This is a genomic window from Pseudomonas sp. S2_A10, assembly GCF_054668465.1.
The window spans coordinates 2388429-2414003 of record NZ_CP162773.1 but is presented as its reverse complement, the minus strand read 5'-3'; the positions used below and the strand labels follow the sequence as shown (position 1 = coordinate 2414003).

Genomic DNA, 25575 nt, shown 5'->3' with positions numbered 1-25575 from the left:
CTTGCTTGACCGGTCTCTATGCCTACCCTGCGCTCCTTTTTCGCCGCGGCCCTGCTGGGCCTCAGTCTTGTCGTCGGCCCGCTGCATGCTGCCGAACCACCGTCCAGCGATGCCGTGCAGGCCAGCCTCGACAAGCTGGCTGACAGCAAACTGCCGGACGCCGACAAGAAGACCCTGCAGACCGTCCTGCAGAACACCCTCAATCAACTGAACAACCAGCGTGATTACGAGCAGAAGCTGATCGATCTCAAGCGTCAGCTGGCCAACGCGCCGAAGCAGACGATTGAAAATACCCGCGAACTGAGCCGCCTCAAGGCCACCGCACCGGTGCCGGTAGCGCAACGTTTTCCGAAAGAGTCGATCCAGCAACTGGAGCAGATCCTCACCGATCGCTCGACCCAGCAAAGCGATCTGCAAAAAGCCCTGGCCGAAGCCAACAGTCTGATCATCACCGCGCAGACTCGCCCCGAGCGTGCGCAGGCGGAGATTTCCGCCAGCCAGACGCGCATCCAGCAGATCAACACCATCCTCAAATCCGGCAAGGACACGGGCAAAACGGTCACCGCCGAACAGCGCGACCAGTTGAACGCCGAACTGGCCGCACTCAATGCACTGATTCCATTGCGCCGCCAGGAACTGGCAGGCAACACCCAGTTGCAGGATCTGGGCAACGCTCAGCATGACTTGCTCTCGGAGAAATCCGATCGCCTCGACCGCGAGATCCAGGAACTGCAAACCCTGATCAACCAGAAGCGTCTGGCGCAGTCGCAGGAAACCGTTACCCAGCAATCGATCGAAGCACAGAAGGCCGGCGGCAGCAGCCTGCTGGCGAGCGAGAGCGCGACCAATCTCAAGCTTTCCGACTATTTGCTCAAGAGCACCGACCGTCTCAACGAAGTCACGCAGCAGAACCTGCAGACCAAACAGCAACTCGACACCCTGACCCAGAGCGATTCGGCACTGGACGAACAGATCAGCGTGCTCAAGGGCAGCCTGCTGCTGTCGAAAATTCTCTACAAACAGAAGCAGGCGCTGCCGCACTTGAAGGTCGACCGCGACCTCGCCGACCAGATTGCCGATATTCGCCTGTATCAGTTCGATGTCAGCCAGCAGCGGGAGCTGTTGAGCAATCCGGCGACCTATGTCGACAATCTGCTGGCCACGCAGCCGCCAGAGCAGGTCACCCCGCAACTGCGCAAAAGCCTGCTCGATCTGGCCAACACCCGTGCTGATCTGCTCGAGCGCCTGAACCGCGAATTGAGCGCGATGCTCAATGAATCGATCACCCTGCAGCTCAACCAGAAACAATTGCTGAGCACCGCGCAAAGCCTGCGCGCGACCCTCGACGAACAGATGTTCTGGATCCCCAGCAACAAGCCGCTGGACGTGGAATGGATGCGCGGCGTGCCCGAGCGTCTCGAGCGACAGGTCAACACCCTGCCCTGGGCGTCGAGTCTGAGCGAACTGACTGACGGCCTGACCCAGCGGCCATTGCTGTTTCTGCCATTGGCGCTGCTGATCGGCGCCCTGTTGTGGCGACGCAAAGCGCTGTACGGAAGACTCAACAAGGTTCACCAGGACATCGGCCACTTCAAGCGCGATAGCCAGTGGCACACGCCGCAGGCGATTCTGATCAACATTCTGTTGGCGATGCCGGTGGCGTTGGGTCTGGCGCTGTGCGGTCTGGCCCTGCAGATTGACGCGCGCGGGCAGAACGCCAACATGGGCGCGGCGCTGTTGCAGATGGGCCAGGCCTGGCTGGTGTTCTACACCGCGTACCGGATTCTTGCGCCGGGTGGCGTGGCGGAATTGCACTTCCGCTGGGAAAAACCGCAGGTCGAGTTCCTTCAGGGCTGGGTACGTCGATTGGGCCTTGTGGTCATGGCGCTGGTGGCCGTGGTGGCCGTCGCCGAGTTGCAACCGGCGGCGCTGGCCGATGACGTGCTCGGCATGCCGGTGGTACTGACCTGCTACGCCTTGATGGCATGGCTACTCAGTCGCCTGCTGATCAGCAGCCCGACGCACCAGAACGCTTCGCTGTTCCGCAAAGCCGTCGGAGTGATGTTCACCCTGCTGCCGATCGCCCTGTTTGTCGCGGTGTGCTTCGGCTACTACTACACCGCACTGAAACTCAGCGACCGCTTGATCAATACCCTGTACCTGTTGATGTTCTGGCTGGTGATCGAGGCCACCTTCGTACGAGGCCTGAGCGTTGCCGCGCGGCGTCTGGCTTACCAGCGCGCGCTGGCCAAGCGGCAGGCGGCAAAAGAGGCCGGCGACGGCGAAGCGGTGATCGAAGAGCCGACCCTGGACATCGAAAAGGTCAACGAACAGTCCCTGCGTCTGATCCGCTTGGCCCTGCTCGGCGGCTTCATTGCGGCGCTGTACTGGGTCTGGTCGGACCTGATTTCGGTGTTCTCGTATCTGGACAACATCACCCTTTACGAATACACCAGCGGCACCGGCGCCAACATGAGCATGGTGCCGATCAGCATCGGCGACATGCTCGGCGCGCTGATCATCATCGGCATCACCTTCGCCCTGGCGCGCAACTTGCCCGGCCTGCTCGAAGTGTTCGTGCTGTCCAAGCTCAACCTGGCCCAGGGCAGTGCGTATGCGACAACGACGCTGCTGTCCTACGTGATTGCTGGCGTTGGTTTTGTCACCACCCTGTCGACCCTCGGCGTCAGTTGGGACAAATTGCAATGGCTGGTGGCAGCGCTGTCGGTGGGCCTCGGTTTCGGTATGCAGGAGATCTTCGCCAACTTCATCTCCGGCATCATGATCCTCTTCGAACGCCCGGTGCGGATCGGCGACACCATCACCATCGGCAACCTCTCGGGTACGGTGAGCAAGATCCGCATCCGCGCCACAACCATCACCGACTTCGACCGCAAGGACATCATTGTCCCGAACAAGACGTTCATCACCGGGCAACTGATCAACTGGTCGCTGACCGACACCATCACCCGCGTCACGTTGAAACTGGGCGTCGATTACGGCTCGGATCTGGACCTGGTCAAGGAACTGCTGCTCAAAGCGGCCCGGGAGAACCCGCGTGTGCTCAAAGAACCGGAGCCACATGTGTACTTCCTCAACTTCGGCGAAAGCACCCTCGACCACGAACTGCGCATGCATGTGCGCGATCTCGGTGACCGCAACCCGGTGCTGGATGAGGTCAACCGCTTCATCAATCGCGAGTTCAAGAAGCAACACATCAACATCTCGTTCCGGCAGATGGAGGTTTATCTGAAGAACCTGCACGGCCAGGAATACAAGATGGTGCCTGTGGAACCCGAGAACAAAACCATCGTGCCGGTCGTCGACGGGCAGAAACCGTTGCCGGAACCGCCACCGAGCAAACTCGACTAACCGACATGGTCCCAGCAGAATGCTCGGACATTCTGCTGGAGCCGGCCCGTGAAAGCCCTCGACGAACTGACTTTCGACAATCGCTTCGCCCGCCTGGGCGACGCGTTCTCCGCGCACGTGCTGCCCGAACCGATCGACAATCCGCGTCTGGTGGTCGCCAGCCCGGCCGCCCTGGCTCTGTTGGATCTTGATCCGGCCAGCGCCGAAACCGAAGAATTTGCGCAACTGTTTGGCGGCCACAAGCTGTGGGCCGATGCCGAGCCACGGGCGATGGTGTATTCCGGGCATCAGTTCGGCGGTTATACCCCGCAACTGGGTGACGGGCGCGGCCTGCTGCTGGGTGAGGTGTACAACAACGCTGGCGAGCATTGGGACTTGCACCTCAAAGGCGCCGGGCAGACGCCGTTTTCACGCATGGGCGATGGCCGCGCGGTGCTGCGCTCATCGATTCGCGAGTTTCTCGCCTCCGAGGCGCTGTTTGCGCTGAACATTCCATCTTCGCGGGCAGCCTGCGTGATCGGCTCCGACACGCCGGTCTGGCGGGAAAAGCAGGAACGCGCGGCGATGGTGCTGCGTCTGGCGCCGAGCCATATCCGCTTCGGCCACTTCGAATATTTCTACTACACCAAGCGCCCCGAGCAGCAGAAACAGCTTGGCGAGCATGTGCTGGCGATGCACTTTCCCGAGTGTCTGGAACAACCGGAACCGTATCTGGCGATGTTTCGCGAGATCGTCGAGCGCAACGCCGAGCTGATCGCCAAGTGGCAGGCCTACGGCTTCTGTCACGGCGTGATGAACACCGACAACATGTCGATCCTCGGCATCACCTTCGACTTCGGCCCGTTCGCCTTCCTCGATGACTTCGACGCGCATTTCATCTGCAATCACTCCGATGATCAGGGTCGCTACTCGTTCAGCAATCAGGTGCCGGTGGGCCAGTGGAACCTCAGCGCGCTCGCCCAGGCGCTGACGCCGTTCATCAGCGTCGAGGCCCTGCGCGAAACCCTCGGCTTGTACCTGCCGCTGTTCCAGGCGCACTACCTCGACCTGATGCGCCGCCGCTTCGGCTTCACCACCGCCGAGGACGACGATCAGCAACTGCTGGAAAACCTGCTGCAACTGATGCAGAACAGCGGCGTCGACTACACGCTATTCTTCCGCCGCCTCGGTGAAGAGTCAGCCGAACAGGCCATCGCCCGCCTGCGCGACGATTTTGTCGATATCAAAGGTTTCGATGCCTGGGGCAAACGCTACGTCGCCCGGGTCGGCCGCGACGGCAATGCCGATCAGGCACAACGCCGCGCACGGATGCATGCAGTCAATCCGCTGTACATCCTGCGCAATTATCTGGCGCAAAAGGCTATTGATGCGGCGGAACAAGGGGATTATGCCGAGGTACGCCGACTGCATGCGGTGCTGAGCAAACCGTTTGAGGAGCAGCCGGGGATGGAGGGTTACGCCGAGCGGCCACCGGAGTGGGGAAAGCATTTGGAGATCAGTTGTTCTTCGTAGGCGCTTCAGCTTAGCGGGTCGATTGCACTGATTACACGGTCGACGATGTCAGACATTGTCACGTCATCCAGTCGCTCGATGAATTTGGCCGTGCCGTCTCGTACCCGTTGTTCTATGTCAAAACTGCGAACCTGATTACACACCGCTACACCATTGGTTTCGTGGCCAGTAATGGCGACCGCCAAACCCATATACCGGCTGAAATTCCCACCGCTAGTAATAGGCACCGTCATGCTCACGCCCAATGCGTTGATCTCTCTGGGCGTGATCACCACAAAGCGATGTCTGTTCATCATCTCCCGCCCCGCCACTGGGTTTGGATCAATCCAGTAAACGTCACCCCGCTGAGGGGGCTGTCGGCGCACCATCAACCCAGCTCCCGGCCGACAGAATCACCTTCAAGGGTCTCGCTAGTCTGGGCGTTAAGTTTCTGCAATTCTTCTGCGCCTTCGAGTAGCTCTGACAAACTATAACGCTTACGCGTAGCGGCTACGGCTGGACGAGCAATCAGTTCGCCATCGACCACATTCAGCTCTAGCTGTGCGCCAACCTCCAGATGCAACAACTTTAAAAGCGTGGGCGGAATCGTAATGACGGCAGCGCCGCCTTGGCGGCGTATCTTGGAAGTTACGGACATTATGTCGCTCCGATTTGATGCATAGGAATCATCGATTCCTGGATTAGTGCAACAAAAGTAGCACGCGGATAAAGACAAAGCGATCTCCTCACGACAAGCGTAAAACGCCGAATTGGTCTTCAGACTAGCCATCGATCCCGGAACTGTTTTGAGAAAAATGTGAGCAGTTGCGACATTGATAAGTTGGCAGATCGACTCCAAATCAGTTCTATAGACTGCCTATCAGAGAACCAATCATGACCACCCCACTCCTCATCCCCTGCCCCTCCTGCAATGGCGTCAACCGCATTCCAGCCGAGCGTCTCGCCGATCAACCCAAGTGCGGACGCTGCAAATCTGCGGTACTGCTGAGCAAGCCTTTCGAACTCAAGCAAGGCGATTACGCCAGTCAGATCAAGGGCGATCTGCCGTTACTGGTGGATGTCTGGGCGGACTGGTGCGGGCCGTGCAAATCGTTTGCGCCGGTGTTCGAACAGGCTGCGGCGCAGCTGGCAGGCAAGTGCCGGCTGGCCAAGCTCGACAGCGAAGCGAACCAGCAATTGTCGGCGCAGTTGGGGATTCGCTCGATTCCGAGTCTGATTCTGTTTAAAAACGGCAGGGAAGTGGCGCGACAGAGCGGTGCGTTGCCATTGCCGCAGTTGATGGCGTGGCTGCGTAGCCAAGGCATCTGATCCAGCACAGATCCCCCTGTGGGAGCGAGCCTGCTCGCGAAGGCGGTCGATCATTCAGCGCCGATGTTGAATGTGCCGGCCTCTTCGCGAGCAGGCTCGCTCCCACAGGATTTGCGTGTGAGTCGGGGAATCAGTGGCCTTCCAGCAGATTGTGCAGTTCAACGAACTGCTGCGTGAGCTTGTGCCGTGGATCGAGGTGGATCAGCGGCATGCTGGCCTGGTGCGACTCGCGCATGCGCACCGAACTGCTCAGGTACACCGGCAGTACCGGCAAGCCTTCGGCGATCAACTCATCGAGCATCTGCTGTGGCAGGCTGGCCCGCGCCTGAAACTGATTGACCACGATGCCTTCGACTTCCAATCCTTCGTTGTGGTCATCCTTCAACTCTTCGATCTCGGCGATCAGTCCATACAGGGCCTGACGTGAAAAGCTGTCGCAGTCAAAGGGGATCAACACTCGATCCGCGGCAATCAGCGCCGATACCGCGTAGAAATTCAGTGCAGGCGGGGTGTCGAGATAGATCCGGTCGTAATCCTCGGACAATTCGTCCAGCAACTTGCGCAGCTTGTTGATCTTGTGTTTCGCCTCGAGCTTGGGCTGCAGGTCGGCCAGCTCGGCGGTGGCGGTAATGATGTGCAGGTTGTCGAACGGCGTTTCGTAGATGTCCGCCTGATTCTTTTTCGAGAACGGCCCGGAGGACAGGGTCTGTTTGAAGAAGTCAGCGATACCCATCGGGATATCGTCGCCGGTGAGCCCGGTCAGATACTGAGTGGAATTGGCCTGGGCATCGAGGTCAACCAACAACGTGCGATAACCCTCGCTGGCGCTGACCGCCGCCAGATTGCAGGCGATGCTGGATTTGCCCACGCCACCTTTCTGATTGAACACCACGCGCCGCATGACCAAACCTCCGTGTATCAAAGAATGACCGAGTGTAGTTGGCGGTGACCGCGCTTCGCTACCTTCACGGACATGGACTACGTCGTCAGGTGTAAAAATCGACGCCCAGGCATGGAAAAAACCGCCAGCCATTACGGAGACACCTGACAGACACGCCGCGTCAAATCCGGATAATGGCCAAGTGATAGCCATGCAGCGAACCGCTCGGTACATTTTGTTGGGCAAAATGTAACCAACATTTGCTACACACCCGTCGCACCGGGATAATGCGCGCCACCCGGCGCCCTGCGCCAAGCCAAGCCTGCTGCGGCGCTGGCGACTCAACGCGTCAACGAAAGCCCGCAGGGGCGGGATGAATGTCCGTGATCAACTTCAACATCGCCCAATGGCGCGCGTGGGCCCCGGGGCTCGACAGCGTGGACGCCTGGCAGGCCTGGAGCCGACAACCGGTCGTGCTGCAGAGCAGTGATGCCGCGCCCGATGTGTCGTTTCTGCCGGCCATGCAGCGCCGCCGCCTCAGCAGGCTGGCGCGGATGGCCTTCAGCGTTGGCTGGCCGCTGGCCGACGGGCGGGACAACCTGCCGCTGGTGTTCGTCTCGCGGCACGGCGAAACCCCCCGCACGTTTGAAATCCTCCGCGATCTGGCCACCGAGCAGCCCTTGTCGCCGACCCAATTCAGCCTGTCGGTGCATAACGCGATCATCGGTTTGTGGTCGATCATGCGCGGTGAAACCAGCGAAATGACCGCCCTCGCCGCTGCTGGCGACGGCCTCGAACACGGCATGCTCGAAGCAGCGGCACTGCTTGATGAAGGCGCCCCGGCGGTGCTGCTGGTGATCACCGAAGAGCAGCCGCCCGAGGCGTATTCGCAGTGGGTCGATGATGTGCCGTTCCCTTATGCGCTGGGCTTGTTGCTCACGCCCGGTACCGACTGGCGGCTGACCCTGAACAGCAGCACCGAAACCCGGTCAAAGGCGCACTGGCCGCACGCGCTCAACCTGCTGCGAACCCTGCTCGGCCAGCAACCTGACTGCCAACATGCGTGGAAAAATCGTGTATGGACCTGGCATCGCAACCCGTGACCGCCAAACACCGCGACGCCTACTACTGGCGCCTGCTGGCCACTGCTGCGAGCTTCGCCTTGTTCGGGCTCGGCGGGCTGTGTCTGCGCCTGCTGGTATTTCCGCTGCTCGGCTGCCTGCCCGGTGACGCGCTGGTCCATCGCCTGCGCGCGCGGCGTACGGTCAGTCGCTTGTTCTGGTTTTTCGTGCGTTTCATGGCCCGCACCGGCGTGCTCACCTACGACATCGAGGGTGCCGAGCGCCTTGGCCGACCGGGGCAGATGATCATTGCCAACCACCCGTCGCTGATCGATGTGGTGTTTCTCATCGGTCTGGTGCGCCACGCCAATTGCGTGGTGAAAAAAACCCTCTGGGAAAACCCGTTCACCCGTGGCCCGCTGCGCCGCACCGAGTACATCAGCAACGACGGCAGCATGGACATGCTCGACGCCGCCGCGCAGTCATTGCAGGACGGCCAGACCCTGATCATTTTCCCCGAAGGCACCCGCACCCAGCCGGGGCAGGCGCCGGCCTTTCATCGGGGGGCGGCGGCAATTGCCCTGCGCGGTGCGAAAATCGTTACCCCGGTGATCATCAAGGTCAGCCCGACCACCCTGACCAAAGCCGAGCCGTGGTATCGCATCCCCCATCGCCGCGTGCACTTCAGTTTTCGCGTAGGGGCCGATATAGACCCACAGACCTTCGCCGCGCAAGGCCCCGCACCGCAGGCCTCGCGCAAGCTCAACGATTATTTGCATGACTATTTCATTAAGGAGCTCGCCGCAGATGAGCGAACTGAACACCGCTAGCCTGGTGCGTGACATCAAACTGCTGATTATCGACGCCTTGGGCCTGGAAGACATCAGCCCCGAGGACATCGGCGACGAGCAGACATTGTTTGGCGAAGGCCTCGGCCTGGACTCTGTGGACGCGCTGGAACTGGGCCTGGCGATCCAGAAAAAATACGGCATCAAGATCGACGCCGATGCCAAGGACACCCGCAACCATTTCACCAACGTGGCCAGCCTTGCGGCGTTCGTCACGGCAAAAAAGGCAGCTTGAGACCGGACCATGCAAACTCGTGACGATATTTTCAACACCCTGCGCGATGCCCTGGTCGAGCTGTTCGAGCTGGATCCGGCCCGTGTGAACCTAGAGTCCAATCTGTATCAGGATCTGGAAATCGACAGCATCGATGCGGTCGACCTGATCGATCACATCAAACGCCAGACCGGCAAGAAAATCGCCGCCGAAGAGTTCAAATCGGTGCGCACCGTCGGTGACGTGGTCGAGGCGGTGTTCCGTCTGGTTCAACCGGCCGCATGAGCCGACTGATCGGCCTGGGCCTGCTGCTGGCCGGTCTGCTGTACCCCTTTGCGGTGTATTTCGGCATGGAGCATTTCGCCCCGTGGCAATTTGCGCTGCTGTTGGGCAGCCTGTGGCTGGCGCGGGCCCTGACCGGCGAACGCAAGCCTGGCAGCCTGTGGATGGCGTGCGTGGCGATGGTGTTCTGCCTGCTGCTGGCGGTGTTCGACAGCCCGCAGCTGCTGCGCTGGTACCCGGTGCTGATCAGCGCATTGATGCTGGTGCTGTTCGGCGCAAGCCTGAAATTCGGCCCGCCGATGGTCGAGCGTCTGGCTCGCTTGCGTGAGCCGGAGCTGCCGGAGGTTGCCGTTCGCTACACACGCAAGGTCACGCTGGCCTGGAGCGTGTTTTTCTTCTGCAACGGTTTGTGCGCCGCCCTCCTCACCCTGTGGGCGCCGCTGGATTGGTGGATGTTGTACACCGGCCTGATCTCCTACGGATTGATCGGCCTGATGTTTGCCATTGAATGGCTGATACGACAACGGGTAAGAGGCCGTACATGAATTGGATAAAACTTGAGCAGCTGTTGCTCAAGGCACTGCCGGCACGGGCGATCTGCCAGGCGCCGGCACTCGATCACACGCAACTGCGAGCGCAGGCCCTGAGCGTCGCCGCGGGTCTGCAAAGCCAAGGCGTGAAAAGGCTGGCCGTGCATCTGGAAGATGCCGCCGACCTCGCCATCGCCCTGCTCGGCGCGTGGCGTGCCGGCGTCAGCGTGTTGCTGCCGGCGGATCTGCAAGCGCAGACGCGTCAGCGCTGGTCGCAGGAAGTCGATCTATGGCTGACCGATCAATCAGGCGATGCACAGCTGGACGACTTCACTCAGCCCGGCCTGCCCGGAGCACAACTGGATCTCGATCAATGCCGCCTGAGCCTGTGCACTTCCGGCTCCAGCGGCGAGCCCAAGCGCATCGACAAGACCCTGCGCCAATTGGCCAACGAGGTCGAAGCGCTGGAACAGTTGTGGGGCGCAGACCTCGGTGAAGCCTGCATCATCGGCAGTGTCGCCACGCAACACATCTATGGCCTGCTGTTTCGCGTGTTGTGGCCATTGTGCGCCGGGCGCCCGTTCGTGCGCCGGCAACTGGCGTTCTCCGAAGACTTGCAGCGCGCCAGCCGCGAATACCCGGCCTTCGCCTGGGTCGCCAGCCCGGCGCTGCTCAAGCGCATGGGCGACAACCTCGACTGGCCGGCCCTGAGCGCGGTGCGCCGGGTGTTTTCCTCCGGGGGCGCGTTGCCGTCGGAAGCGGCGCAAAGTCTGCAACAGCGCTTGCAGCAATGGCCGACGGAAATCCTCGGCAGCTCAGAAACTGGCGGCATCGCCTGGCGTCAGGGCGATTCGTTGTGGCGGCCGTTTGCTGGCGTCGAACTGAGCCAGGACAGCGACGGTGCCCTGTTGATCGCCTCGCCTTACCTGCCTGCCGGTCACGTCGAACACAGCGCCGACGCCGCACGCATTGCCACCGATGGTCGCTTCGAACTGCTGGGGCGACTGGACCGCATCGTCAAACTGGAAGAAAAACGCATCTCGCTGCCGATGCTCGAGCAGGCATTGGTAGCCCATGACTGGGTCGCCGAGGCGCGGCTCGGTGTGGTCCAGGAAAACCGCGCCTCGCTCGGCGCGCTGCTGGTGCTCAGCGAATCGGGTCTGTTCGCCCTGCGCGAGCACGGCCGCCGTGGCCTGACCGAGACCCTGCGCAAACATTTGAGCCAGCATTGCGAAGCCCTCGCCCTGCCCCGACGCTGGCGCCTGCTGCGGCAGATGCCGTTGAACAGCCAGGGCAAACTGGCGCAAGCCGACGTCGGAGCATTGCTGCTGGCCGCGCGACCCAAAGCCCCCGAAGTGCTGGAGCAAAGCGAAAGCGACGGCGAGTGGAGCCTGCAACTCAGCGTGCCGCCGGATCTGGCCTACTTCAGCGGGCATTTTCCCAAGGCACCGGTGTTGCCCGGTGTGGTGCAGGTGGAATGGGCGCTGAATCTGGGTCGGCAGTTGCTGAAGCTGGATGGCGGGTTCGCGGGAATGGAGGTGCTGAAGTTTCAGCAACTGGTGCGCCCGGGTGATGAAATCCAGCTGCATCTGCGTTTCGATGCCGAGCGCGGCAAGTTGTATTTCGCTTATCGCAACGACACGGCGACCTGTTCCAGCGGACGCATTCTCATGGGGCCTGCCCATGCATAACCCCTGCGCCGTAATCCCGGTGTACAACCACGAAACCGCGATCACCACCGTGGTCGATGCCCTGCTCGCACAAGGTCTGCCGTGCATTCTGGTGGACGATGCCAGCGAGCCGTCCTGCGCGCGGGTGCTCGACGCCCTGGCCGCGCGCGACAGGGTTTTCCTGGTGCGCCTGACGGCCAATCAGGGCAAGGGCGGCGCGGTGATGACCGGTCTGCGTGAAGCCTCGCGTCTGGGTTACAGCCATGCCTTGCAGGTCGATGCCGACGGCCAGCACGATTTGCACGACGTCGCGCGCTTCGTCGGCGAATCCCGCGCCCATCCCGAGGCGATGATCTGTGGCTATCCGCTGTTCGACGAGAGCGTGCCGAAAGGGCGTTTGTACGCACGCTACCTGACCCACGTGATGGTCTGGATCAACACCCTGTCGTTGCAGATTCGCGATTCGATGTGCGGCTTCCGTGTTTATCCGCTGGCGCCGACTCTGGCCGTGATCGACTCGGCGAAGGTCGGCAAGCGCATGGATTTCGACTCGGACATTCTTGTGCGGCTGGCCTGGCGCAATCAGCCGATGCGCTGGCTGCAGACCAGCGTGCATTACCCGCTGGACGGCGTGTCGCACTTCCGCCTGTTCCACGACAACGCGCTGATTTCCAGCATGCACACGCGGCTGTTCTTCGGCATGTTGCTGCGTTGGCCGGTGATCCTCTGGCGGCGGTGGAAACCATGAGCGAAGAAGTCGACAAGAAGCACTGGGCCGACCGCGAAGAGCGCGGAAGTTTCCTGCTGATGAAATTCACCGCGTTCGCCGCCAAAGTCCTCGGCCGGCGCCTGCTCAGCCCGTTGCTGTACGGCATCGTCCTGTATTTTTTCCTCTTCGGCCGCGTCGCCCGGCGCAGTGCCTGGCAGTACCAGCAGCGGCTGGCTGAGTGGAGCCGGCGCGACGACCTGCGCCCGAGCCACTGGCGGGTGTTTGGCCAGTTCATGACCTTTGCCGATTCGCTGCTCGACAAGCTCGACGTGTGGAACGGCAAGCTGAGCATCGAGCAGATCGAAATCATCGACCCGGCGCTGCTGCGCAAGCAGTTGCGCGGCAGTCGCGGGCAACTGCTGGTCGGCGCGCATCTGGGCAATCTCGAAGTGTGCCGGGCGCTGGCGGAGATCGGCGAAAAGGTCACCATGAACGTGCTGGTGCACACCAAGCACGCCGAACAGTTCAACCGCCTGCTCGGCGAGGCCGGGGCGACCAATCTGCGCCTGATTCAGGTCAGCGAACTCGACCCGGTGATCATGCTGCAACTGCATGAACGGCTGGAACGCGGCGAGTGGCTGGCGATTGCCGGTGACCGCGTGCCACTGCACGGCGGGCGCAGCGTGACGGTGGATTTTCTCGGCCACCCGGCGCCATTTCCGCAAGGCCCGTGGTTGCTGGCCGGCCTGCTCAAGTGCCCGGTCAATCTGCTGATGTGCCTCAAGCAACCCGACGGCCACTATCGCCTGAATCTCGAACCGTTCGCCGACGCGGTGGTGTGGACACGCCGCGAACGCGAGCAGGTCATTCATCAGTGGGCCACCCGCTACGCGCAGCGCCTGAGTCACTATTGCCTCGAAGCCCCGCAGCAATGGTTCAACTTTTACCCTTTCTGGAAGACCGATGACGACGCCAACCCATGAGCCGGTAACCTTCGGCGAACGCCCTTTGCGCATCGAAGACGTGCTGGCCCTGGCCAACCGTCAGGCGCCCGTGCAGTTGCAGGCTGACGCCGACTATCGCGAGCGCATCGCCAAGGGCGCGCGGTTTCTCGATTCGCTGCTGGACAAGGAAGGTGTGATCTACGGCGTCACCACCGGTTACGGCGATTCCTGCGTGGTCGCGGTGCCGCTGCATCACGTCGAGGCGCTGCCGCGTCATCTCTACACCTTTCATGGTTGCGGCCTGGGCAAACTGCTCGACGCGCAGGCGACCCGCGCGGTGCTGGCAGCGCGTTTGCAGTCGTTGTGCCACGGCGTTTCCGGGGTGCGCGTCGAACTGCTCGAGCGTCTGCACGCGTTTCTCGAATACGACATCCTGCCGCTGATTCCCGAAGAAGGTTCGGTGGGTGCCAGCGGCGATCTGACGCCGCTGTCCTATGTCGCCGCAACCCTGTCCGGCGAGCGCGAAGTGCTGTTCCGTGGCGAACGTCGTCAGGCTGCCGACGTGCATCGCGAGCTAGGCTGGACGCCGCTGGTGCTGCGCCCGAAAGAGGCGCTGGCGCTAATGAACGGCACAGCGGTGATGACCGGCCTCGCCTGTCTCGCTTTCGCCCGCGCCGATTACCTGCTGCAACTGGCCACGCGCATCACCGCGCTCAATGTCGTCGCGCTGCAAGGCAACCCGGAGCACTTCGACGAACGCCTGTTCGCCGCCAAACCGCACCCGGGGCAGATGCAGGTCGCCGCGTGGCTGCGCAAGGATCTGGCGATCGACGCGCCGACCGCGCCACTGCATCGTCTGCAGGATCGTTATTCGCTGCGTTGCGCGCCGCATGTGCTCGGCGTGCTGGCCGACAGCCTGAACTGGCTGCGCGGCTTCATCGAAACCGAGCTGAACAGCGCCAACGACAACCCGATCATCGATGCCGAAGCCGAGCGCGTTCTGCATGGCGGGCACTTCTACGGCGGGCACATTGCGTTCGCTATGGACAGCCTGAAAAACCTCGTGGCCAACGTCGCCGATCTGCTCGATCGGCAATTGGCGTTGCTGGTCGACGAGCGCTACAACCACGGCTTGCCAAGCAACCTCTCCGGCGCGCCAGCCGATCGGGCCATGATCAATCACGGCTTCAAAGCCGTGCAGATCGGCACCAGCGCCTGGACCGCCGAAGCACTGAAAAACACCATGCCGGCCAGCGTGTTCTCGCGCTCCACCGAGTGCCACAACCAGGACAAGGTGAGCATGGGCACCATCGCCGCCCGTGATGCGATTCGCGTGCTGGAGCTGACCGAACAGGTCGCCGCCGCCACGCTGCTCGCCGCCAATCAGGGCGTGTGGCTGCGCGCTCAAGCCGCCGATGCGCGCCCGCTGCCGCCGGCACTGGCAGCGATGCACGAAGAGCTGGGCAAGGACTTCCCGCCGGTCATCGAAGACCGCGCCCTGGAAGGCGAACTGCGCCTGTGCCTGCAACGCATCGCCGCGCAACACTGGAGGCTGCATGCGTAGTGCCGGAGTGCTTCACGCCGATACCGAGATTCTCGTGCCGTTTTTCGACGTCGACACCATGCACGTGGTCTGGCACGGCCATTACGTCAAATACCTCGAAGTGGCGCGCTGCGCGTTGCTGGACAAGATCGGCCACAACTACACGCACATGGTCGAGTCGGGTTACGCCTGGCCGATCATCGATCTGCAATTGCGCTACGTGCGCAGCGCGGTGTTCGGCCAACGGCTGAACGTGCGCGCCAGCCTGATCGAGTGGGAAAACCGTCTGAAGATCAATTATCTGATCAGCGACCTGCAGACCGGCGAACGCCTGACCCGCGCAAGCTCCGTGCAGGTCGCCGTCGAAGTCAGCAGCCGCGAGATGCAACTGGCCTCACCCAAAGTCTTCACCGATGCCGTGGAAAGGATGCTGCGATGAATGTGTTGTTCAAAAGCCTTGGCGCGTTGGCGCTGCTGGCCGTGTCGTCATGGGCCAATGCCTTCGACCTGCAACAACTCAGTGAACAACTGGCGAAACCGGATGTTATCCACGGCCAGTTCACTCAGGAAAAACACCTGCGCGCCCTGCCGCAGCCGCTGATCAGCAAGGGCAGCTTCGTCCTCGCGAAAAATCATGGCCTGCTGTGGCTGTTGAAAACCCCGCTGCAACAGGATTACCGCATCACCGCCAATGGCATCGCCCGCCGTGACACCAATGGCTGGCAACTGCTGCCGAACAAGAGCGCCGGTGCCGAGCAGAACCGTTTGTTCCTCGCCGTGCTGCAAGGTGACAGCAGCGGTTTGCAGCGCGATTTCGAACTGGCCCTGAGCGGCACGGCGCAGCAGTGGCAACTGACTCTGACGCCGCGCTCGATGCTGCTCAAGCAAGTGTTCCAGCAGATCAATATCGACGGCGGTACTCTGGTGCAAACCATCGAACTGCTGGAAACCCAAGGCGACAGCACACTGCTACGCATGCAGGACAGCACGGCCGAGCAACCCTTGAGCGAAGCGGAGCAACATGACTTTGCCGAGTGAACGCAAGCTGCCCTGGCTGTTTCTGAGCCTGCTGCTGGCCGTCGTCGCGCTGGCTGCCTGGCAGTGGCGCGACGGTGCGCCGCTGTCGGCCAATCTCATGGAGCTGGTACCCGGGACCAATCCAGACGCGCTGGAGTTGCGCGCCGAACAGCGCATGCAAGAACCGCTCAATCGCGAAATGCTGGTGCTGGTCGGCCACGCCGATCGCCAGCAAGCGCTGACCATGGCCCAACAACTGGGCGAACAATGGCAGGCCAGCGGTCTGTTCGAAACCGTGCAGTGGAACCTGCAAGCCGACTTGCCGGCGCTGCGCAAGCAATTGCTGCAAGGACGCCTTGCGATGCTCTCGGCGGATGATCGGCAGCTACTCAGCAAGCACCCCGACGCGTTCATCCAGCAGCGAGTACAGGCGCTGTTCGATCCGTTCAACGGCTTCACCCTGGTGCCGAGCCAGGACGACTGGCTCGGCCTGACCGGGCGCATCCAGAACAGCCAGCCGAAACACGGCGCGGTGCAACTGGACATCGGCAGCGGCGCACTGGTCGCCGATGCCGACGGCAAGAGCTGGGTGATGCTGCGTGCGCGCTCCACCGGCAATGCCTTCGACATGAACCTGCCGCTGCAAGTGGCAGAGCTGCTCCAGCACAGCCGCGAACAGGCGGCGAAAGGCGACGTGCAGTTGCTCGCCGCCAGTGGCCTGCTCTACGCCGCCAACGGCCAGCAACAAGCCACCCGCGAAATGACCTGGGTCGGCGGTGGTGCGGCGGTCGGCATTCTGCTGTTGCTGCTGTTGGCGTTTCGCCGCTGGGGCGTGCTGCTGGCATTTGTTCCGGTGCTGGTCGGCATGCTGTTCGGCGCGGTGGCCTGCGTGGCGCTGTTCGGCCACATGCATGTGATGACGCTGGTGCTCGGTTCGAGTCTGATCGGCGTCGCCGTCGATTACCCGCTGCACTATCTGTCCAAAAGCTGGAGTCTCAAGCCGTGGCGCAGTTGGCCGGCCCTGCGCCTGACCTTGCCGGGGCTGACCCTGAGCCTGATCACCAGCGTTATCGGCTATCTGGCGCTGGCCTGGACACCGTTCCCGGCGCTGACGCAGATCGCCGTGTTCTCCGCCGCCGGCTTGCTCGGTGCCTATCTGTCGGCGGTCTGCCTGCTGCCGGCGCTGCTGAAAAATGTTCAACTGCGCCCGGCGCAATGGCCGCTGCGCCTGGCCGAACTGCTGATTCATCTGCGTGAGGCGCTGCTCGGTTGCATTCGCACGCCCGCGCTGCTGGCGCTGCTGATCGCCTTCTGCATCGGCGGCTTGATGCAGTTGCAGAGCAAGAACGACATCCGCCAATGGGTCGGCGCGCCACAACAGCTGACCGACGAAGCGCAGACCATCGCGCGCATCACCGGGTATCAACCGACGAGCCAGTTCTTCCTGATCCGCGCGGCCAATCAGGAGCAATTGCTCGAGCGCCAGGCAGCGCTGAGCGAGCGCCTGCAGCAACTGGTCAACCTCGACAAGCTGCAAGGCTATCTGGCCCTCGATCAACTGGTCAGTGCGCCGAGCCAGCAACAGCAAGTGCGCGAATCACTGAACAAGCTGCCGTCGTTCTGGCAACCGCTGCTCGATCTGGGCGTGCCGGTGGCTGCGTTGCAAAATGAATTGCAGCAGTTGCAGACCCTGCCCGCCGAAGACATCGACGCCGCGCTGGCCGGCCCGCTCGGTGAGCCGTATCGGACACTGTGGCTTGGACCGACTGAAGACGGCGTCGCAGCGATGACCAGTTTGCAGGGCTTGAACAATCCGTCGTTGTTGCGCGTGCAGGCGCTCGATTTGCCGGGGGTGGTGCTGGTCGATCGCCTCGGTGATCTGAACAAGGTGTTCGCCGCCACGCAGATCAGCGCCGCCGAACTGAAACTGGCCTCCTGCGTGTTGATCGTGCTGGTGCTGATCCTGCCGTTCGGCCTGACCGGCGCCCTGCGTATCGTCGCCCTGCCGCTGCTGGCGGCGCTGTGCAGTCTGGCCAGCCTTGGCTGGCTCGGTCAGCCGCTGACCCTGTTCAGCCTGTTCGGCCTGCTGTTGGTGACGGCGATCAGTGTCGACTATGCAATCCTCATGCGCGAACAGGTGGGCGGCGCGGCGGTGAGCCTGCTCGGCACCTTGCTTGCAGCAGTGACGACGTGGCTGTCGTTCGGCCTGCTAGCGGTGTCCAGCACCCCGGCGGTGAGTAATTTCGGCCTGTCGGTGAGCCTCGGCCTGGCGTTCAGCTTCATGCTCGCGCCGTGGGCCGGGCGCCATGAACCGGTTGCGGAGCCAGCGGCATGATGGTCTTCGGCTTCTGGTTGCTGGCCTTGGCGCTGTTTGCGCTGGCGACTCGTGTCGGCCGTCACTTCGGCCTGATTCCGATCGTCAGTCAGTTGCTGCTGGCGAGCTTCGGTTTGCCGTTGCTGATGTATTTCTGGATCGAGCCGGGCTGGCAGCTCAGCGGCGCACAACTGATCGCCCCGGACTGGCTGAAAAACCTCTACAGCCTGAGCTTCGCCTTGCTGCTCGGGCATATCCTCAGCGATGTCATCGATCTGCGTCTGGATCGCCAGAGCGTGAAAATCGCTATACCGAGTTTCGCTGTGCCGTTCGCTTGCGGGCTGGCGGTTGCGTACTGGTTGCTGCCGTCGCAGCCGTGGCTCAACGCATTGGCCATCGGACTGGTCTTCGCGATTACCGCGATCCCGGTGTTGTACCTGTATCTGCGTCACATCGATTACCCGCCCGCTGCCACGCGGCGTCTGGTGCAAACAGCGATCCTTATCGATCTGACCTGCTGGACGCTGTTCGGCCTCGCCCAGGGCAGCCTGTACCTGAGCAGCCTGTTGCTGCCCGTGGCCATGGCCGGCGTGCCGCTGCTTTTGCACCTGCTGCGCGTGCGTCGCCCGCTGACTTACAGCCTCGGCTTCTTCGCGTTGCTGGTCATGGCCGAGCATTACAAACTCAACGCGCTGATTTTCGGCATCGGCTATCTGCTGTGCATGGCGCTGCTGAAAGTGCCGTTGGTGCTGCCGTTGCCGGCACGCTGGATGAGCCGTTTGCAGACGTGGATCGCAATCCCGCTGATCCTCACGTTCGGCATCGTCCAGATCGACGTGCACAGCGCCCTCGCCAGCCTCGACGCCGGGCAATGGGCGGCGCTGCTGCTGTTGCCGATTGCCAGTAAACTGCTCGGCAACTGGCTCGGCCTCGGTTGGGCTGGAGCCTCGTTCGCGGGTGCCAGCCGCTGGCGCGAAAGCGTACTGCTGAACATTCGCGGCCTGAGCGAAATCGTCTTTCTCAATCTGTTGTTGCAACAACAGCTCATCACCCCGGCGCTGTATTTCGCGCTGATGCTGATGGGCCTGATCGCGACGCTGCTGCCGGCCCTGATCGGCCTGCATCGCGCGCCCCTGAATCTGAACAGTCCTCTGCCCCGGAGCTCACGTGCCAATCGTTGAAATGGAATCCCGTCAGGTCGTGATCATCGGTGCCGGCCCGTCCGGTGCTATCGCCGCTGCCCTGCTCAAGCGTAAGGGCCACGATGTGCTGGTGCTCGAGCGCCAGCACTTCCCACGCTTCTCCATCGGCGAAAGCCTGCTCAGCCACTGCCTGGATTTCGTCGAAGAAGCCGGCATGCTCGACGCCGTCAACGCCGCCGGGTTCCAGCGCAAGACCGGCGCGGCGTTTGCCTGGGGCGAGCGCTACAGCGCTTTCGATTTTGGCGACACTTTCACCGCCGGCAAGCCGACCACGTTCCAGGTGCAGCGCGCCGATTTCGACAAGTTGCTGGCCGATCAAGCAGCATTGCAAGGTGCGGAAATCCGTTATGGCGATGCGATTGTCAGCGTCGATTTCGATCAGGCGAAACCACAACTCGATGTGCGCCGCGAAGATGGCAGCGAGTACCGCGTCGAAGCCGATTTCGTCCTGGACGCCAGCGGCTACGGCCGCGTGCTGTCGCGCTTGCTTGACCTCGAAGCACCTTCGAATTTCCCGGTGCGTCAGGCCGTGTTCACCCATGTCGAAGATCACATCGACAACCCGGCGTTCGACCGTGAAAAGATCCTCGTCACCACCCATCCCGAGCATCGCGATGTGTGGTTCTGGACCATCCCCTTCAGCAACGGCCGCTGCTCGGTGGGCGTGGTCGCGGCTGAGGAACATTTCCAGGGCCGCGACAGCGACCTCGATGCCTGCCTGCGCAGTTTTATCGCCGAGACGCCAAGCCTCGCCGCGGTTCTGAACAACGCGGTCTGGGACACCCCGGCGCGCACCCTCGGCGGCTATGCGGCCAACGTGAAAACCCTGCACGGCCCGGGCTTTGCGCTGCTGGGCAACGCCGCAGAATTCCTCGACCCGGTGTTCTCCTCCGGCGTGACCATCGCCATGCGTTCGGCGAGCATGGCTGCCGGCGTGCTGCACCGTCAGTTGCAGGGTGAAACGGTGGACTGGCAAAGCGAATTTGCCGAACCGTTGAAACGCGGCGTCGATACCTTCCGTTGCTACGTCGAAGGCTGGTACGCCGGCACCTTCCAGGACGTGATTTTCTATGAGGACAGCCAAGCGGAAATTCGCCGGATGATCTGCTCGATCCTCGCCGGTTACGCCTGGGACGAGCGCAACCCGTTCGTCAGTGAAGCGCGGCGCCGGCTGAAGATGATTTCCCAACTCTGCGCGCAGGACGCCTCATGAATTACTTGAGCGACAGTTACGTCGAGGAAACCCGCTTCGGTCTCTGGTTCTTGCGCAGCCACACCTGGCAGCACCATGTGCTGCGCGTGGCGATCAACGATTTGCGTGGATTATTCAGTGAGCCGCTGCCGGAACACCCGGTGCTGCTCGACGCCGGTTGCGGTCAGGGCAAGTCCTTCGGCCACCTGCGTCAGACCTTCGCCCCGCAGCGACTGATCGGCGTCGACGCCGACCCGCACAGTTTGCAACTCAGCGCCGAAGAGGCCACCCGCCTGGGCATGCCAGTCGAGTTGATCGGCAGCGATTGCGCCACGCTCAACGTCGCCGATGCCAGCGTCGACCTGCTGTTCTGCCACCAGACCTTCCATCATCTGGTCGAGCAGGAAAAGGCCTTGGCCGAGTTCTATCGCGTGCTCAAGCCAGGCGGCTATCTGCTGTTCGCCGAATCCACCGAGGCTTACATTGATACCTGGGTGATTCGCTGGCTGTTCCGCCATCCGATGCATGTGCAGAAGAGCGCCGCCGGCTACCTGCAGATGATCCGCGAGCAGGGCTTCGAGTTTGCCGAGCGCAATGTGTCCTACCCGTATCTGTGGTGGAGCCGGTCGAAGGATTTTGGTTTGCTGGAGCGGTTGGGGTTGAGCAAACCCAAGCCATTCGGTGAGCGCGAAGAGACGCTGGTGAATGTCGTCGCGCGCAAGCCATTGCAGGAATCTGTCTGATGTACGGCTATCGATCTGAACACCTGAAACCCTGTGGGAGCGAGCCTGCTCGCGAAAGCGGTGTATCAGTCAGCCAAAGTGGCGAATGTCAGATGGCATTCGCGAGCAGGCTCGCTCCCACAGGGTTTGCTGCATGGCTGGTGATCGTTTTGTCAGCCCTGCTGCTCAGTGCCTGCGCCAGCCAGCCACCGCTACCAGCGGCCGACCCGACGTTGCCCCTGCCGCTGCAACTGCACATCGAGCGCGAGCAGGCCGGGCAGCGTCAGGACTGGCTGCTGGTGATCCAGCGCGAAGGCGCCGGCACGCGTTGGTCGATGATGGATCCACTGGGCATTCCCCAGGCCCGCCAGCAACTGATCGACGGGCACTGGCAGGCCGACGGTCTGCTGCCGCCGAATCCGGAAGCGCGGGAGTTGTTCGCCGCATTGCTGTTCGCCCTGACGCCTCCTGCCGAACTGCTGCGCAACTATCCCGACGCCCGGCAACAGGCCGATCAGCGTTCACTGCCGGCGCGCTGGAACATCCGTTATTCACAACCGTTGAGCTTCCAATTGAATCTGCCTCAAGGCCCGCACTATCGCGTTTCCCAGTTAGGTGAATCGACGCCATGACCGCTTACCTGAATGCCCTCGGCGTGATCTGCGCCCTGGGCCGCGACAAGTCTGAAGTCGCGCGCAATCTGTTTGCCGGCGACTGTTCGGGGATGCGCCGCGAGTCCGGCTGGGTCGCCGAACGTGAACTGCCTGTGGCTGGCGTACACGGTGAATTGGCGGCGATCCCTGCGGACCTGGTCGAGCACAGCAGTCGCAACAATCAGCTGTTGCTGGAAGCCGCGCTGCAGATTCGAGACGACATCGATCGTGCGATCCAGACCTTCGGCCGCGAGCGCATAGGCGTGGTCCTCGGCACCAGCACCTCAGGCATCGACGAGGCCAGCCGGGGTCTGGCGCATTACATCCGCGAACAGCAATTTCCCCGCGAGTACGACTATCGCCAACAGGAACTCGGCGCCCCGGCGAATTTTCTCGCCGAATGGCTGCAACTGAGCGGCCCGGCCTACGTGATTTCCACCGCCTGTACCTCCAGCGCCCGCGCGCTGATGAGCGCTCAGCGCCTGCTCGATCTGGGCCTGTGCGACGCGGTGCTGTGCGGCGGCGTCGACAGTCTGTGCAAGCTCACGCTGAACGGTTTCTCTTCGCTGGAAGCCGTTTCAGATGAGCGCTGCAATCCGTTCTCCGCCAACCGCAACGGCATCAATATCGGCGAGGCAGCGGTGCTGTTCGTGATGAGCAAACAGCGCGACGAAGGCCCGGGCATCGCCCTGCTGGGTGCGGGCGCCAGCTCGGATGCGCACCATATCTCCGCGCCGGAGCCGAGCGGTCGCGGCGCCCTGCAAGCCATGCAAAAAGCCCTTGGTCGCGCGCATCTGCAAGCCGGGCAAATCAACTACCTGAACCTGCACGGCACCGCCACCCAGCACAACGACGCGATGGAAAGTCTGGCGGTCGCGGCGCTGTTTCCCCAAGGCGTCGCCTGCTCATCAACCAAGCCGCTGACCGGCCACACCCTCGGCGCGGCTGGCGCGCTGGAAGCGGCGTTCTGCTGGCTGAGCCTGAGTGCCGACAACCCTGAGCAGGCGTTACCGCCGCATATCTGGGACGGCCAGGCCGATCCCGCGCTGCCGCCGCTCAAGTGGGTGACCGCGAGCGAACGCCTGACGTCCATTGCACCGCGCTACCTGATGAGCAACTCGTTTGCCTTCGGCGGCAACAACGTCAGCCTGATTATCGGAGACGCCCCATGAGCCACTGGCCGCTCGCCGAACTGCTGCCGCATGCCGGCGACATGATTCTGATCGACGCGATCGAGCGCTTCGACGATGAGCAGATTTTCACCCGCCTCACGGTCAAGCCCGACGGCCTGTTCAACCTGCCCGACGGCAGCCTGCCGGCGTGGGTCGGCGTCGAGCTGATGGCGCAGAGCGTCGCCGCTTTCGCCGGTTGCCACGCCCGGCAAAAAGGCAATCCGCCGGAGCTGGGCTTTCTCCTCGGCACGCGCAAATTCGAGTGCAACGTCGAAGCCTTTGCGCCTGGCAGCGTGCTGACCATCCACGGCCTGCGCTCACTGGAAGACGACAACGGCATGGGCGTATTCGAATGTCACATCCACGGTGACGGCATTCATGCCAGCGCCCGGCTGAACGTGTTCCGTCCGCCGCATGCCAACCAATATCTGCAACAGACAAAGGAGTCGCACGATGACTGAATCCGTACTGGTCACCGGCTCCAGCCGTGGCATCGGCCGCGCCATTGCCTTGCGTCTGGCGCAAGCCGGGCACGACATCGTCCTGCATTGCCGCAGCGGCATGACCGAAGCCCAAGCGGTGCAGGCCGAAATCGAAGCATTGGGTCGCCGCGCACGCATTCTGCAATTCGACGTCGCCGACCGTGAAACCTGCAAAAGCATTCTCGAGGCCGACGTCGAAAACCATGGCGCCTATTACGGCGTGGTACTCAACGCCGGGCTGACTCGCGACGGCGCGTTTCCGGCGCTGAGCGATGACGATTGGGACGTGGTCCTGCGCACCAACCTCGACGGTTTCTACAACGTCCTGCACCCGGTGATGATGCCGATGATCCGTCGTCGCGCCGCCGGGCGCATCGTCTGCATCACCTCGGTATCGGGCCTGATCGGCAACCGTGGCCAAGTCAATTACAGCGCCTCGAAGGCCGGGGTGATCGGTGCGGCAAAGGCGTTGGCGATCGAGCTGGGCAAGCGCAAAATTACGGTTAACTGCGTCGCCCCTGGCCTGATCGACACGGCCATGCTCGACGAAAACGTGCCGGTGGAGGAACTGATGAAAATGATCCCCGCGCAACGCATGGGCACCCCTGAAGAAGTGGCCTCTGCGGTGAATTTCCTGATGTCGGCGGAAGCCTCGTACATCACCCGCCAGGTGCTGGCGGTCAACGGAGGCCTGTGCTGATGAAGCGCGTCGTCGTCACCGGCATGGCCGGCATCACCTCGCTGGGCAGCGACTGGCCGACCATTGCCGGCAATTTCGCGGCCAATCGCAGCGGCATTCGCCGGATGGACGAGTGGGATCGCTTCACTGAGCTCAACACGCGTCTGGCCGGGCCTATCGATGATTTTCTCGTACCGTCGCACTGGACCCGCAAGCAGTTGCGCAGCATGGGCCGGGTTTCGCGACTGGCGGTCGGCGCAGCAGAAAAGGCTCTGGCCGATGCTGGCCTGCTCGGTGACGAATCGATCAAGGACGGGCGCATGGGCGTCGCTTGTGGTTCATCTACCGGTAGCACTGACGAGATCAAAGCCTTCGGCAACATGCTGCTCAACTCGGTGGCCGAGGGGCTCAACGCCAACTCCTACGTGCGGATGATGCCGCACACCACCGCCGCCAATATCAGCATTTTCTTCGGCCTCACCGGCCGCCTGATCCCGACCTCCAGCGCCTGCACCAGCGGCAGCCAGGGCATCGGCTACGCCTACGAAGCAATCAAGTTCGGCCGCCTGCCGTTGATGCTCGCCGGCGGCGCCGAAGAACTGTGCCCGACTGAAGCCATGGTGTTTGACGCGCTCTACGCCACCAGCCTGAAAAACGATGCACCACAGACCAGCCCACGCCCGTACGACAAGGGCCGCGACGGTCTGGTGATCGGCGAAGGCGGCGGCATGCTGGTGCTTGAAGAGCTGGAACACGCCCTCGCCCGTGGCGCGCACATTCACGCGGAAATCGTCGGTTTCGGCAGCAACGCCGACGGCCAGCACACCACCCGCCCGGAACAGGTCACCATGCGCCGCGCCATGGAGCTGGCCCTGGAAGATGCCGGCCTCCGCCCCGACGCCATTGGCTATGTGAACGGCCACGGCACCGCGACCGAACAGGGCGACATCGCCGAAACGTTGGCCACCAGCGGCTTGTTCGGCGAACACATGCCGATCAGCTCGCAAAAGAGCTTTCTCGGCCACACCCTCGGTGCCTGCGGTGCGCTGGAGTCATGGTTCAGCATCGAGATGCTCAACAGCGACCGTTACGTGCACACCTTCAACCTCGACGAGGTCGACCCGCACTGCGGCAAGCTCGATTACCTGCGCGGCGAGTTTCGTCAGATGCACCACGATTACGTGATGAACAACAACTTCGCTTTCGGTGGCGTCAACACTTCGTTGATCTTCCGCCGCTGGGCATAACCGAATCAATCCAGGTCAAGGA

General features: G+C 62.4%; 26 protein-coding genes. 23 read left to right on the top strand and 3 right to left on the bottom strand.

Features of this window, described 5'->3' with window-relative positions; genetic code table 11:
• Positions 1-18 precede the first annotated feature (18 nt).
• The gene (gene mscK, locus AB4N41_RS11025) at positions 19-3372 is read left to right on the top strand and encodes a mechanosensitive channel MscK (RefSeq protein WP_252877300.1); all 3354 of its coding nucleotides are present in this window, start codon (positions 19-21) and stop codon (positions 3370-3372) included.
• A gap of 48 nt (positions 3373-3420) precedes the next feature.
• Positions 3421-4884 carry a protein adenylyltransferase SelO gene (gene selO / locus AB4N41_RS11020; RefSeq protein WP_252877299.1) on the top strand — a complete coding sequence of 488 codons (1464 nt, stop codon included), beginning with the start codon at positions 3421-3423 and terminating at the stop codon, positions 4882-4884.
• Between the two features lie 5 nt (positions 4885-4889).
• On the opposite strand, the gene mazF is transcribed toward selO, so the two are convergent.
• Both mazF and mazE read right to left on the bottom strand, forming a co-directional pair.
• On the bottom strand, positions 4890-5252 hold the full coding sequence (gene mazF / locus AB4N41_RS11015) for a type II toxin-antitoxin system toxin MazF (RefSeq protein WP_252877298.1): 363 nt from the start codon (positions 5250-5252) through the stop codon (positions 4890-4892).
• Positions 5252-5521, bottom strand: a complete 270-nt coding sequence (mazE, locus tag AB4N41_RS11010) for a type II toxin-antitoxin system antitoxin MazE (RefSeq protein WP_008077592.1) — start codon at positions 5519-5521, stop codon at positions 5252-5254. Before mazE ends, mazF begins: the two co-directional genes overlap by 1 nt.
• Before the next feature lie 236 nt (positions 5522-5757).
• Here mazE and trxC point away from each other — a divergent pair, with 236 nt between their 5' ends.
• A complete protein-coding gene (trxC, locus tag AB4N41_RS11005; RefSeq protein WP_095181008.1) occupies positions 5758-6192 on the top strand; it encodes a thioredoxin TrxC in 435 nt (144 codons plus the stop codon).
• 130 nt (positions 6193-6322) lie between these two features.
• Here the strand turns inward: trxC and AB4N41_RS11000 are convergent, their stop codons facing one another.
• Positions 6323-7093 (bottom strand): ParA family protein, encoded by a 771-nt coding sequence (locus tag AB4N41_RS11000; protein WP_056787407.1) that lies wholly within the window; start codon positions 7091-7093, stop codon positions 6323-6325.
• 356 nt (positions 7094-7449) lie between these two features.
• Here AB4N41_RS11000 and AB4N41_RS10995 point away from each other — a divergent pair, with 356 nt between their 5' ends.
• The 20 genes from AB4N41_RS10995 to AB4N41_RS10900 are packed head-to-tail and all read left to right on the top strand — an operon-like array spanning position 7450 to position 25553.
• Positions 7450-8175 carry a beta-ketoacyl synthase chain length factor gene (locus tag AB4N41_RS10995; RefSeq protein ID WP_041477598.1) on the top strand — a complete coding sequence of 242 codons (726 nt, stop codon included), beginning with the start codon at positions 7450-7452 and terminating at the stop codon, positions 8173-8175.
• A complete protein-coding gene (locus AB4N41_RS10990) occupies positions 8151-8963 on the top strand; it encodes a lysophospholipid acyltransferase family protein (protein ID WP_041477597.1) in 813 nt (270 codons plus the stop codon). Before AB4N41_RS10995 ends, AB4N41_RS10990 begins: the two co-directional genes overlap by 25 nt.
• Positions 8941-9216, top strand: coding sequence for a phosphopantetheine-binding protein (locus AB4N41_RS10985; protein WP_095181011.1), 276 nt, complete (start codon positions 8941-8943; stop codon positions 9214-9216). Before AB4N41_RS10990 ends, AB4N41_RS10985 begins: the two co-directional genes overlap by 23 nt.
• Positions 9217-9225: 9 nt before the next feature.
• On the top strand, positions 9226-9480 hold the full coding sequence (locus AB4N41_RS10980; protein WP_056787400.1) for an acyl carrier protein: 255 nt from the start codon (positions 9226-9228) through the stop codon (positions 9478-9480).
• A complete protein-coding gene (locus AB4N41_RS10975; RefSeq protein ID WP_252877297.1) occupies positions 9477-10022 on the top strand; it encodes a COG4648 family protein in 546 nt (181 codons plus the stop codon). The genes AB4N41_RS10980 and AB4N41_RS10975 overlap by 4 nt, the downstream gene beginning before the upstream one ends.
• On the top strand, positions 10019-11698 hold the full coding sequence (locus AB4N41_RS10970) for an acyl-CoA synthetase family protein (RefSeq protein ID WP_252877296.1): 1680 nt from the start codon (positions 10019-10021) through the stop codon (positions 11696-11698). Before AB4N41_RS10975 ends, AB4N41_RS10970 begins: the two co-directional genes overlap by 4 nt.
• Positions 11691-12425, top strand: a complete 735-nt coding sequence (locus AB4N41_RS10965) for a glycosyltransferase family 2 protein (protein WP_252877295.1) — start codon at positions 11691-11693, stop codon at positions 12423-12425. The genes AB4N41_RS10970 and AB4N41_RS10965 overlap by 8 nt, the downstream gene beginning before the upstream one ends.
• Positions 12422-13369 (top strand): LpxL/LpxP family acyltransferase, encoded by a 948-nt coding sequence (locus AB4N41_RS10960; protein WP_252877294.1) that lies wholly within the window; start codon positions 12422-12424, stop codon positions 13367-13369. Before AB4N41_RS10965 ends, AB4N41_RS10960 begins: the two co-directional genes overlap by 4 nt.
• Positions 13350-14894, top strand: coding sequence for an HAL/PAL/TAL family ammonia-lyase (locus AB4N41_RS10955; protein WP_095181015.1), 1545 nt, complete (start codon positions 13350-13352; stop codon positions 14892-14894). The genes AB4N41_RS10960 and AB4N41_RS10955 overlap by 20 nt, the downstream gene beginning before the upstream one ends.
• Entirely contained in the window at positions 14887-15312 is a 426-nt protein-coding gene (locus tag AB4N41_RS10950; RefSeq protein ID WP_056787385.1) for an acyl-CoA thioesterase, read from the top strand. The genes AB4N41_RS10955 and AB4N41_RS10950 overlap by 8 nt, the downstream gene beginning before the upstream one ends.
• A complete protein-coding gene (locus tag AB4N41_RS10945) occupies positions 15309-15911 on the top strand; it encodes an outer membrane lipoprotein carrier protein LolA (protein ID WP_252877293.1) in 603 nt (200 codons plus the stop codon). The genes AB4N41_RS10950 and AB4N41_RS10945 overlap by 4 nt, the downstream gene beginning before the upstream one ends.
• The gene (locus AB4N41_RS10940) at positions 15895-18225 is read left to right on the top strand and encodes an MMPL family transporter (RefSeq protein ID WP_252877292.1); all 2331 of its coding nucleotides are present in this window, start codon (positions 15895-15897) and stop codon (positions 18223-18225) included. Before AB4N41_RS10945 ends, AB4N41_RS10940 begins: the two co-directional genes overlap by 17 nt.
• Entirely contained in the window at positions 18222-19385 is a 1164-nt protein-coding gene (locus tag AB4N41_RS10935) for a cation:proton antiporter (protein ID WP_252877291.1), read from the top strand. The genes AB4N41_RS10940 and AB4N41_RS10935 overlap by 4 nt, the downstream gene beginning before the upstream one ends.
• Positions 19372-20619 carry an NAD(P)/FAD-dependent oxidoreductase gene (locus AB4N41_RS10930; protein ID WP_252877290.1) on the top strand — a complete coding sequence of 416 codons (1248 nt, stop codon included), beginning with the start codon at positions 19372-19374 and terminating at the stop codon, positions 20617-20619. The genes AB4N41_RS10935 and AB4N41_RS10930 overlap by 14 nt, the downstream gene beginning before the upstream one ends.
• Positions 20616-21341: a class I SAM-dependent methyltransferase gene (locus AB4N41_RS10925; protein ID WP_125925750.1), complete on the top strand. Its 726-nt coding sequence runs from the start codon at positions 20616-20618 to the stop codon at positions 21339-21341. Before AB4N41_RS10930 ends, AB4N41_RS10925 begins: the two co-directional genes overlap by 4 nt.
• Positions 21341-21952 (top strand): hypothetical protein, encoded by a 612-nt coding sequence (locus AB4N41_RS10920; protein WP_252877289.1) that lies wholly within the window; start codon positions 21341-21343, stop codon positions 21950-21952. Before AB4N41_RS10925 ends, AB4N41_RS10920 begins: the two co-directional genes overlap by 1 nt.
• Positions 21949-23145, top strand: a complete 1197-nt coding sequence (locus tag AB4N41_RS10915) for a beta-ketoacyl-[acyl-carrier-protein] synthase family protein (RefSeq protein ID WP_217851087.1) — start codon at positions 21949-21951, stop codon at positions 23143-23145. Before AB4N41_RS10920 ends, AB4N41_RS10915 begins: the two co-directional genes overlap by 4 nt.
• Positions 23142-23606, top strand: a complete 465-nt coding sequence (locus AB4N41_RS10910; RefSeq protein ID WP_056787367.1) for a hotdog family protein — start codon at positions 23142-23144, stop codon at positions 23604-23606. The genes AB4N41_RS10915 and AB4N41_RS10910 overlap by 4 nt, the downstream gene beginning before the upstream one ends.
• Positions 23599-24327, top strand: a complete 729-nt coding sequence (gene fabG / locus AB4N41_RS10905; protein ID WP_041477582.1) for a 3-oxoacyl-ACP reductase FabG — start codon at positions 23599-23601, stop codon at positions 24325-24327. Before AB4N41_RS10910 ends, fabG begins: the two co-directional genes overlap by 8 nt.
• On the top strand, positions 24327-25553 hold the full coding sequence (locus AB4N41_RS10900) for a beta-ketoacyl-ACP synthase (RefSeq protein WP_252877288.1): 1227 nt from the start codon (positions 24327-24329) through the stop codon (positions 25551-25553). The genes fabG and AB4N41_RS10900 overlap by 1 nt, the downstream gene beginning before the upstream one ends.
• Positions 25554-25575: the final 22 nt, after the last annotated feature.

What these genes read in the sequence shown, in the direction of transcription:
- AB4N41_RS10915 (WP_217851087.1), top strand. Translation starts at nt 21,949, where the DNA reads ATGACCGCTTACCTGAATGCCCTCGGCGTGATCTGCGCCCTGGGCCGC.
- mazE (WP_008077592.1), bottom strand. Translation starts at nt 5,521, where the DNA reads ATGTCCGTAACTTCCAAGATACGCCGCCAAGGCGGCGCTGCCGTCATT.
- AB4N41_RS10995 (WP_041477598.1), top strand. Translation starts at nt 7,450, where the DNA reads ATGTCCGTGATCAACTTCAACATCGCCCAATGGCGCGCGTGGGCCCCG.
- AB4N41_RS10990 (WP_041477597.1), top strand. Translation starts at nt 8,151, where the DNA reads ATGGACCTGGCATCGCAACCCGTGACCGCCAAACACCGCGACGCCTAC.
- AB4N41_RS10950 (WP_056787385.1), top strand. Translation starts at nt 14,887, where the DNA reads ATGCGTAGTGCCGGAGTGCTTCACGCCGATACCGAGATTCTCGTGCCG.
- AB4N41_RS10900 (WP_252877288.1), top strand. Translation starts at nt 24,327, where the DNA reads ATGAAGCGCGTCGTCGTCACCGGCATGGCCGGCATCACCTCGCTGGGC.
- mazF (WP_252877298.1), bottom strand. Translation starts at nt 5,252, where the DNA reads ATGGTGCGCCGACAGCCCCCTCAGCGGGGTGACGTTTACTGGATTGAT.
- trxC (WP_095181008.1), top strand. Translation starts at nt 5,758, where the DNA reads ATGACCACCCCACTCCTCATCCCCTGCCCCTCCTGCAATGGCGTCAAC.
- fabG (WP_041477582.1), top strand. Translation starts at nt 23,599, where the DNA reads ATGACTGAATCCGTACTGGTCACCGGCTCCAGCCGTGGCATCGGCCGC.
- AB4N41_RS10975 (WP_252877297.1), top strand. Translation starts at nt 9,477, where the DNA reads ATGAGCCGACTGATCGGCCTGGGCCTGCTGCTGGCCGGTCTGCTGTAC.
- AB4N41_RS10965 (WP_252877295.1), top strand. Translation starts at nt 11,691, where the DNA reads ATGCATAACCCCTGCGCCGTAATCCCGGTGTACAACCACGAAACCGCG.
- AB4N41_RS10970 (WP_252877296.1), top strand. Translation starts at nt 10,019, where the DNA reads ATGAATTGGATAAAACTTGAGCAGCTGTTGCTCAAGGCACTGCCGGCA.
- AB4N41_RS10985 (WP_095181011.1), top strand. Translation starts at nt 8,941, where the DNA reads ATGAGCGAACTGAACACCGCTAGCCTGGTGCGTGACATCAAACTGCTG.
- AB4N41_RS10945 (WP_252877293.1), top strand. Translation starts at nt 15,309, where the DNA reads ATGAATGTGTTGTTCAAAAGCCTTGGCGCGTTGGCGCTGCTGGCCGTG.
- AB4N41_RS10980 (WP_056787400.1), top strand. Translation starts at nt 9,226, where the DNA reads ATGCAAACTCGTGACGATATTTTCAACACCCTGCGCGATGCCCTGGTC.
- AB4N41_RS10960 (WP_252877294.1), top strand. Translation starts at nt 12,422, where the DNA reads ATGAGCGAAGAAGTCGACAAGAAGCACTGGGCCGACCGCGAAGAGCGC.
- AB4N41_RS10910 (WP_056787367.1), top strand. Translation starts at nt 23,142, where the DNA reads ATGAGCCACTGGCCGCTCGCCGAACTGCTGCCGCATGCCGGCGACATG.
- AB4N41_RS10920 (WP_252877289.1), top strand. Translation starts at nt 21,341, where the DNA reads ATGTACGGCTATCGATCTGAACACCTGAAACCCTGTGGGAGCGAGCCT.
- mscK (WP_252877300.1), top strand. Translation starts at nt 19, where the DNA reads ATGCCTACCCTGCGCTCCTTTTTCGCCGCGGCCCTGCTGGGCCTCAGT.
- AB4N41_RS10925 (WP_125925750.1), top strand. Translation starts at nt 20,616, where the DNA reads ATGAATTACTTGAGCGACAGTTACGTCGAGGAAACCCGCTTCGGTCTC.
- AB4N41_RS10940 (WP_252877292.1), top strand. Translation starts at nt 15,895, where the DNA reads ATGACTTTGCCGAGTGAACGCAAGCTGCCCTGGCTGTTTCTGAGCCTG.
- AB4N41_RS10935 (WP_252877291.1), top strand. Translation starts at nt 18,222, where the DNA reads ATGATGGTCTTCGGCTTCTGGTTGCTGGCCTTGGCGCTGTTTGCGCTG.
- AB4N41_RS10955 (WP_095181015.1), top strand. Translation starts at nt 13,350, where the DNA reads ATGACGACGCCAACCCATGAGCCGGTAACCTTCGGCGAACGCCCTTTG.
- AB4N41_RS11000 (WP_056787407.1), bottom strand. Translation starts at nt 7,093, where the DNA reads ATGCGGCGCGTGGTGTTCAATCAGAAAGGTGGCGTGGGCAAATCCAGC.